Genomic DNA, 7,086 nt, shown 5'->3' on the forward strand with positions numbered 1-7,086 from the left:
ATTTCACGCGAGGGGCTGGCTACCGGGATGTGCTCGGAACGATGGCGGGCGTGTTCGTTGCGCTCGCCTATATCACGCTGGCCCTCCACTCTCATGCGAACGCCCGCTAAGCGCCACGTCAAAACGAAAAACCTGCTCCGGACCGTTGGATCATGATCGACGGGTGGCTGCGAATGTCGCATTGGGTACGAATCCGGTGTCGCGGTTGTGCATTTTCATGTCACTGGTTCGCGCGGAAGTCTGCGCTTGACTCTTTCAGGCATTTGAGGAACCGCCCTTGTCGTCGCTTCAACGCGTGCATCACCGGGGCGCGCCGGATCGGCAAACATATGCGCGACGTCGTTACCGGAGAGCTGTAATGAGCGACCGGCTCCGACCGTCGATCGTGTGGCTGATTCCCGTGGTCGCCTTGCTCATCTCAGGCGCGCTCCTCATCCGGGTAACCGTGGAGCGCGGACCACGCATCACGATCAGCTTCATGACAGCCGAAAGCCTGGAGGCGGGCAAAACGCGGGTGCGCTACAAAGATGTCGAAATCGGCACACTGAAGGCCGTGCATCTTTCGACGGACCGCACGCGCGTTCTCGCCGATGTGCAACTTGACGATTCCGCAAAACCGCTTACGGCATGCGGCACACGCTATTGGGTGGTTCGTCCGCGCATCGGCATGACAGGCGTTTCGGGTCTTTCGACAGCCATTTCCGGCGCATACATCGCCGCTGACATCGGTGGCGCATCGAGACAATGCAAAGCGTTCATCGGACTCGAAACGCCTCCCTCCGTCACAAGTGATCGGACGGGAAAACGCTTCGTGCTTCACGCCGACTCCTTGGGCTCTCTGACAGCCGGCTCACCCGTGCTGTTCCGTCACGTGCAAGCCGGCCAGGTTGTCGATTATTCGCTTTCCGCAGATGGCGCCGACGTGGTTGTCGACGTATTAGTCGACACACCCTACGACAGGTATGTGACATCGGCTACCGGCTGGTGGCAGGCAAGCGGGATCGATGTGCGCTTCGGCTCAGACGGTTTCAGACTCGGTACCCAGTCGGTGGCGTCATTGCTTTCCGGCGGCGTCGCATTCGATACGGTCACACGCATGCCAGCCCCGCGCCGGGCTGCAGATGGCGCTTCCTTCGCGCTTGCCGCCAACCGCACCGATGCAGCGCAACGAGCGGAGGACGGAGCCGCCGCGCGTGTCCTCATGCGATTCGATCAATCGTTGCGCGGTCTGTCCATCGGCGCACCCGTCGATTTCCACGGTGTCGAACTGGGCAGGGTGACGGCGATCGATATGGACTTCAATCCCGCAACGGCCCGAATCGACATGCTCGCCACGCTCGATCTGTACCCGACGCGGCTGGGACACCGCTACCGGCAGGCACTCGGAAACGGCGACAGCGCAGCGGGCAGACATCTGCTGCATCAACTCGTCGAAAACGGCTTGCGCGGGCAACTGCGCATAGGCAGCGTGCTAACGGGCCAACGATATGTAGCGCTCGACTTCTTCCCACGCGCACCCAAGGTTCGAATCGATACGCAGCGAACACCCGTCGAACTGCCGACAGTACCCAACACGCTCGAAGAACTTCAGGACCAGCTTGCAGGCATCGTGAACAAGCTGGACCGCGTGCCATTCGACAAGATCGGCCGAAGTCTCGACCAAACACTTCGAACCACCGCGTCGCTTTTCCAGCAGGTCGACACCGAACTGATACCTGAGACTCGAGCAACGCTGTCAGCCGCCCAGAAATCGTTCAATGCCGCGAACGCTACGCTTGCGCGGCATTCTCCGCTCCAATCCGACGTGCATCAGGCGCTGACGGAATTGCGACGCACACTTGCTTCGCTCAATTCGCTCGCCGACTACCTGCAACAACATCCGGAATCTCTCGTGTGGGGGAAATCTTCATCCTCTGCTCCGGGTAATTGAACATGCCGGTAGAATCGTCTGAACGATCGCACCGGTTCCTGGCGGGATACCCGGCTGAATCAGCTGCAGTTTGCCGATCCGATTGTTAGCGATCGAGTCAAGGAATACCTGCATCGTAATAACCCGTTGGTCCTGGAACCCCGATGCGTGACACCATCGCGAAACCTGCGGCGGCATCGTTCAGACAGTCGCGTGTACGTCAATCTGCTGGAGTCCGTTTTGCGGTTAGCCTGCGCGCGCCTCCCCTGCGTCCGAGCGATGGCTCTGATGCAGCCTGGTCCTTGACCACCTGATCATGTTCGGCACGCAGCACCTCGACGAATGCTGACGCAAGCCTCTCGCGCGGACGATGCGGAGGAAAGAGCAGCCAGGTTGGAAACAGCACGGCTGGCGAGAACGGGCGAATGGCGATATCCGGCCCCGCAAAGTCTCGCGCCACCACGGGGTGAGCAAGCGTTACACCCATTCCGCAGCGAACCATCTCGCAGCAGATCGCGGAGTATTGCGCCTCGATCGCCAGCACGCGCTCTACACCCGCGCGCACGAATACTTCATCCATTTGCGCACGCGTGCCGTCTCCGTGACAGAGGGAGATGAATGACTCACTCCGCAGGTCGGCAGGCTTGATCACCGCCTTCTTCGCCAGCCGATGCGTCGCTGGCATCACGCAGACTGCCGCGACCTTCGACAGAAGTTCGACATCGCAATTCGATGCCTCGCTGATATAGACGGCCACGCCGAGATCGCAGAACTGCGATGCCGTCCAGTGATTGACCGTACCCGACGTATTCACATGCAGCGATACCGTCACACCGGGATGCAGCGCCTGAAATCGCTTGATCGCGTGCGGCACAAGCGTGAGGCCCGCTGAAGGCATCGCCGCGATGCGCAGACGTCCGCTGCCCAGGTTGCGGATCTGCGCAGCCGCGTTCGCGAGCCCCTGAAGGCCGACGTACGCGCGCTCCACTTCGCGAAAGAACGCCGTGCCCTCGCTGGTCGGAATCAGCCGCACGCCGCTGCGCTGAAACAGCAGCAAGCCGGTTTCGCGTTCGAGCTGCGAAATCAGGCGGCTCACGTTCGGCTGCGACGTGAACAGCGCTTTCGCCGCCGCCGTCATCGATCCCGCCACCATGACGGCACGGAACGCCTCAATATGTTTCAGGTTCATCGGTTTTCAACCCATATCAACCATGTATAGATAGCTATTTTATTCGTATTGGACGATATGACGATTGCAGGACAGACTGTGCTCCATCGACACGCCGCCAGAGCGTGCCCTCCCACACCGAATGGAGATCGTCGTCATGCAAGCAATGCTGCGTCGCCGTGGTGGTTCCACGATCCGTGTCCTCTCCTCTGCCCTGTCCCTCGCCTGCCTGACCACCTCCCTGCACGCCCACGCTGAAACGACTCTCTACATCGCGAACGTCGGTGGCTCCAATGAGCAACTCTATCGGCAGAAGGTCATCCCGCCGTTCGAAAAGGCGCATGACGTGAAAATCGTCTACGTCGCGGGCAATTCGAGCGACACGCTCGCGAAGCTTCAGGCGCAGAAGGGACATCAGCAGATCAACGTCGCGGTGATGGACGACGGCCCAATGTACCAGGCGATGCAACTCGGACTGTGCGCGAAGGTCGACGATGCGCCCGTGATGAAGGATCTCTATCCGCTCGCGCGGCTCGGCCCCACGGCGGTGGGCGTCGGCATGGTGGCGACGGGCATCGGCTACAACGAGCAGGCGTTCAGAAAGCTCGGCCTCCCTGCGCCCGACTCGTGGCAGGGGTGCTCACCGACAAACGCCTGAAGGGCAAGCTCGGCGTGCCGCCCATCACCAACACGTATGGCCTGCATACGCTCGTGATGCTCGCGCGCCTGAACGGCGGCGGCGAGAAGAACATCGACCCGGGCTTCAACGCGATGACGAAGCAGGTCGCGCCCGATGTGCTGTCGTGGGCGCCCACGCCCGGCGAAATGGACGGGCTGATGCAGGCGGGGGACGTGATCCTCGCGCCTTACGGCAGCGGCCGTGCGGTCGCGCTCCAGAACACGGGCTTTCCGCTCAAGTTCGTCTATCCGAAGGAAGGCGGCGTCGCGCTGCAGGTCGCGGCCTGCGCCGTCGCGGAGAATGCGCAGCCCAGGCTCTCGCAGGAATTCATCCAGTACCTGCTGAGCCCCCAGGTGCAGGCGATGCAGGCGGAAGCCATCGGCCTCGGCCCTGTCAACAAGACGGTCAGGCTGACGCCTGAAGTGGCCGCGCGCGTTCCATATGGCCCGGACCAGGTCAGCAAGCTAACCGCGATGGACTGGACCACGATCAACCAGCATCGCACAGAATGGACTGAGCGCTGGAACCGCTCGGTCGAACGATAGGCGCGACGCCGATCAGGCAGGCCGTCCGCATCTGAACAGGACTGACGCTTATGACCTTCCTTACCCTGCAAGGCATCTCGAAGCGCTACGGCGACTTTACCGCCGTCGAGCAACTCGATCTGTCCGTCGAACGCGGCGAATTCCTGTCGCTGCTGGGCCCGTCCGGCTGCGGCAAGACGACCACGCTGCAGATGGTCGCCGGCTTCGTCACGCCGAGCGCGGGCAGCATCACGCTCGGCGGCCGCGACATCACGCGCGAGCGGCCCGAAAAGCGCGGCATGGGCGTCGTGTTCCAGAGCTACGCGCTCTTTCCGCACATGACGGTGGCAGGCAACGTCGGCTTCGGCCTCGAGATGCGCAACATGAAGCGCGACGAACGCGCGGTGCGCATCGCCGAGGCGCTCGATCTGGTGCGCCTCAAAGGCCTCGACACGCGTTATCCGAAGGAACTGTCGGGCGGCCAGCGCCAGCGCGTCGCCATCGCGCGGGCGCTCGCGATGCGGCCCGAGTTGCTGCTGCTCGACGAACCGATGTCGAATCTCGACGCGAAGCTGCGCGAGGAAATGCACATCGAACTGCGCGCGATCCAGAAGCGTCTCGGCATCACGACGATCCTCGTCACGCACGATCAGGTCGAAGCGATGACGATGAGCGACCGCATCGCCGTGATGCAGCGCGGGCGCATCGCGCAACTGAGCACGCCGTTCGATGCTTACGAGCGCCCCGCCACGCCGTTCGCGTCGGCATTTCTCGGCCGCACGAACACGCTGCCGGGGGAAGTGCTCAGGCGCAATCCGCGCTGCGCGGAAGTCGACGTTGCGGGCACGACGCTGCATGTGCCGCACGAAGGCCGCGACGTGCAGGGCGCGGTGCACGTGTACATCCGTCCGGAGAAAGTGCGTCTGGCGAATGGCGATGCGCGCATGCTGGGACGCGTCGCGACCCGCGTGTTCATCGGCAATCAATGGCTGCTCGAAGTCGACACCGAGCTCGGCAAGCTGCATGTCGCGCAGCCGAATTTCGGCGCGCCGCCGCCCGAGGAAGGCCGCGAAGTCGGTCTCTCGTTCACCGACGACGATCTGCGTGTGCTGACACGGGAGAGCGCCCATGGCAACGCTTGATGACTCGCGCGCGGGCGCCGCGCCGTGGCTGCTGTCGGCGCCCGCGCTGCTACTGTTCGGCGCGCTGCTTTTCGTGCCGCTCGTGCTGACGCTGCTGCTGTCGTTTCGCGTCTTCAGCGACGTGGCCGGCGTGCAGGCCGCGTACACGTTCAAGAACTACGTCGAAGTGCTGAGCGATCCGTACTACGGCGAGATCTTCCTGCGCACGGCGGGCCTCGCGCTGGCCGTGACGCTGCTGAGCGTGCTGCTCGGCGTCCCCGAGACGATCGTGCTCGCGCGCATGAAGCGGCCGTGGCAGTCGCTGTGCCTGCTGATCGTGCTCGGGCCGCTCCTGATTTCGGTCGTGGTGCGTACGCTCGGCTGGCAGATTCTGCTCGGCAACAACGGCGTGCTCAACGACGCGCTGCAGGCATTGCATGTCACGTCCGAACCGATCCGCCTCGTCTTCACGATGACGGGCATGACCATCGCGCTCACGCATGTGCTGGTGCCGTTCATGGTGATGTCCGTGTGGGCGACGCTGCAAAAACTCGATCCGCAGGTCGAATGGGCGGGACTGTCGCTCGGCGGCTCGCCGCTGCGCGTGTTCCGCCGCGTGGTGCTGCCGCAGATCATGCCCGGCGTGCTGTCCGGCTCGATCATCGTGTTCGCGCTGTCCGCGTCCGCTTTCGCGACGCCCGCGCTGATCGGCGGCCGTCGTCTGAAGGTCGTCGCGACGGCCGCATACGACGAGTTTCTCGGCACGCTGAACTGGCCGCTCGGCGCGAGCATCGCAGTGCTGCTGCTGATCGCGAACATCGCGATCGTGATGGGTTGCAGCCGTCTCGCCGAACGCCGCTTCAAGCACATTTTCGAGTGACGCGATGAGGATGACGCCATGAAACAGAACGGATTCTGGGGCCTGCTGTTCAACGCGCTGTTCCTCACTTTCATCCTCGCGCCGCTCGTCGTCGTGCTGCTGGTNNGTGCCCGCCGCGCTTGCGATCGCGCGTTACCGCTTCGCGGGCCGCGCCGCACTGATGAGCTTCTTCCTCTCGCCGATGATGATTCCTGCCGTCGTGCTCGGCATCGCATTCCTGCGCTTCCTGTCGCTGCTGAACCTGAGCGGCTCGTTCTGGGCACTCGTCGCGACGCACGTGATCATCGTGCTGCCGTACTCGCTGCGTCTTGCGCTGTCGTCGGCCGTCGGACTCGACCGCGATGCCGAGCGCGCCGCGCTGTCGTGCGGCGCGAGCCGCTTCACGGCATTTCGCCGCGTCGTGCTGCCGATGATCCGCACGGGCGTCGCGGGCGGCTGGGTGCTGTCGTTCATCCAGAGCTTCGACGAACTCACGATGACGATATTCGTCGCGACGCCCGGCACGACCACGCTGCCCGTCGCCATGTACAACCAGATCGCGCAGACCATCGATCCCCTCGTCGCTTCCGTGTCGGCGGTGCTGATCGTCGGCACGGTCCTGCTGATGGTGCTGCTCGACCGCATGGTCGGACTGGACCGCATCCTGATCGGAGAAGCNNACGTGAGCGTGCTCGATCAGGGCGACGGCGCGTTTCGCGCGTCGCGCGGCAACTTCGGGCTCGTCTGGATTCAGGGCAAAGGCTATGGCCTGTCGCCGTATGCGCGCTGGTCGCGCAGCTCTGCGACGCGCTGGCCGGCGCTTGCC

The 7,086-nt window shown here is 63.5% G+C and carries 5 protein-coding genes and 2 pseudogenes; 6 read left to right on the top strand and 1 reads right to left on the bottom strand.

The window, feature by feature from the left end; translation table 11 throughout:
• Positions 1 to 358 precede the first annotated feature (358 nt).
• The gene (locus BN2476_RS39650; protein WP_087739629.1) at positions 359 to 1,930 is read left to right on the top strand and encodes a PqiB family protein; all 1,572 of its coding nucleotides are present in this window, start codon (positions 359 to 361) and stop codon (positions 1,928 to 1,930) included.
• A 199-nt stretch (positions 1,931 to 2,129) separates the two neighbouring features.
• On the opposite strand, the gene BN2476_RS39655 is transcribed toward BN2476_RS39650, so the two are convergent.
• Positions 2,130 to 3,098, bottom strand: coding sequence for a LysR substrate-binding domain-containing protein (locus BN2476_RS39655; RefSeq protein ID WP_087739630.1), 969 nt, complete (start codon positions 3,096 to 3,098; stop codon positions 2,130 to 2,132).
• A 136-nt stretch (positions 3,099 to 3,234) separates the two neighbouring features.
• Here BN2476_RS39655 and BN2476_RS39660 point away from each other — a divergent pair.
• From BN2476_RS39660 to BN2476_RS50020, 5 genes and pseudogenes are all read left to right on the top strand, one after another.
• Positions 3,235 to 4,301 (top strand): annotated as a pseudogene (locus BN2476_RS39660) (ABC transporter substrate-binding protein).
• 50 nt (positions 4,302 to 4,351) lie between these two features.
• On the top strand, positions 4,352 to 5,422 hold the full coding sequence (locus tag BN2476_RS39665) for an ABC transporter ATP-binding protein (protein WP_087739631.1): 1,071 nt from the start codon (positions 4,352 to 4,354) through the stop codon (positions 5,420 to 5,422).
• Complete coding sequence (locus tag BN2476_RS39670; RefSeq protein ID WP_087739632.1) at positions 5,409 to 6,281, top strand: ABC transporter permease; 873 nt, start codon at positions 5,409 to 5,411, stop codon at positions 6,279 to 6,281. The genes BN2476_RS39665 and BN2476_RS39670 overlap by 14 nt, the downstream gene beginning before the upstream one ends.
• Positions 6,282 to 6,299: 18 nt before the next feature.
• Positions 6,300 to 6,942: pseudogene (locus BN2476_RS47615) on the top strand (ABC transporter permease); the annotation flags it as partial.
• Positions 6,943 to 7,039: 97 nt separating this feature from the next.
• A partial coding sequence (locus BN2476_RS50020; protein ID WP_438942944.1) for a hypothetical protein occupies positions 7,040 to 7,086 on the top strand: 47 nt, incomplete at its 3' end.

This window comes from Paraburkholderia piptadeniae (assembly GCF_900007165.1).
Taxonomy (GTDB): Bacteria; Pseudomonadota; Gammaproteobacteria; order Burkholderiales; family Burkholderiaceae; genus Paraburkholderia; species Paraburkholderia piptadeniae.

Bases quoted from the DNA above. Each gene is read 5' to 3' on its own strand.
- BN2476_RS39655 (WP_087739630.1), bottom strand. From the start codon at position 3,098: ATGAACCTGAAACATATTGAGGCGTTCCGTGCCGTCATGGTGGCGGGA.
- BN2476_RS39650 (WP_087739629.1), top strand. From the start codon at position 359: ATGAGCGACCGGCTCCGACCGTCGATCGTGTGGCTGATTCCCGTGGTC.
- BN2476_RS39665 (WP_087739631.1), top strand. From the start codon at position 4,352: ATGACCTTCCTTACCCTGCAAGGCATCTCGAAGCGCTACGGCGACTTT.
- BN2476_RS39670 (WP_087739632.1), top strand. From the start codon at position 5,409: ATGGCAACGCTTGATGACTCGCGCGCGGGCGCCGCGCCGTGGCTGCTG.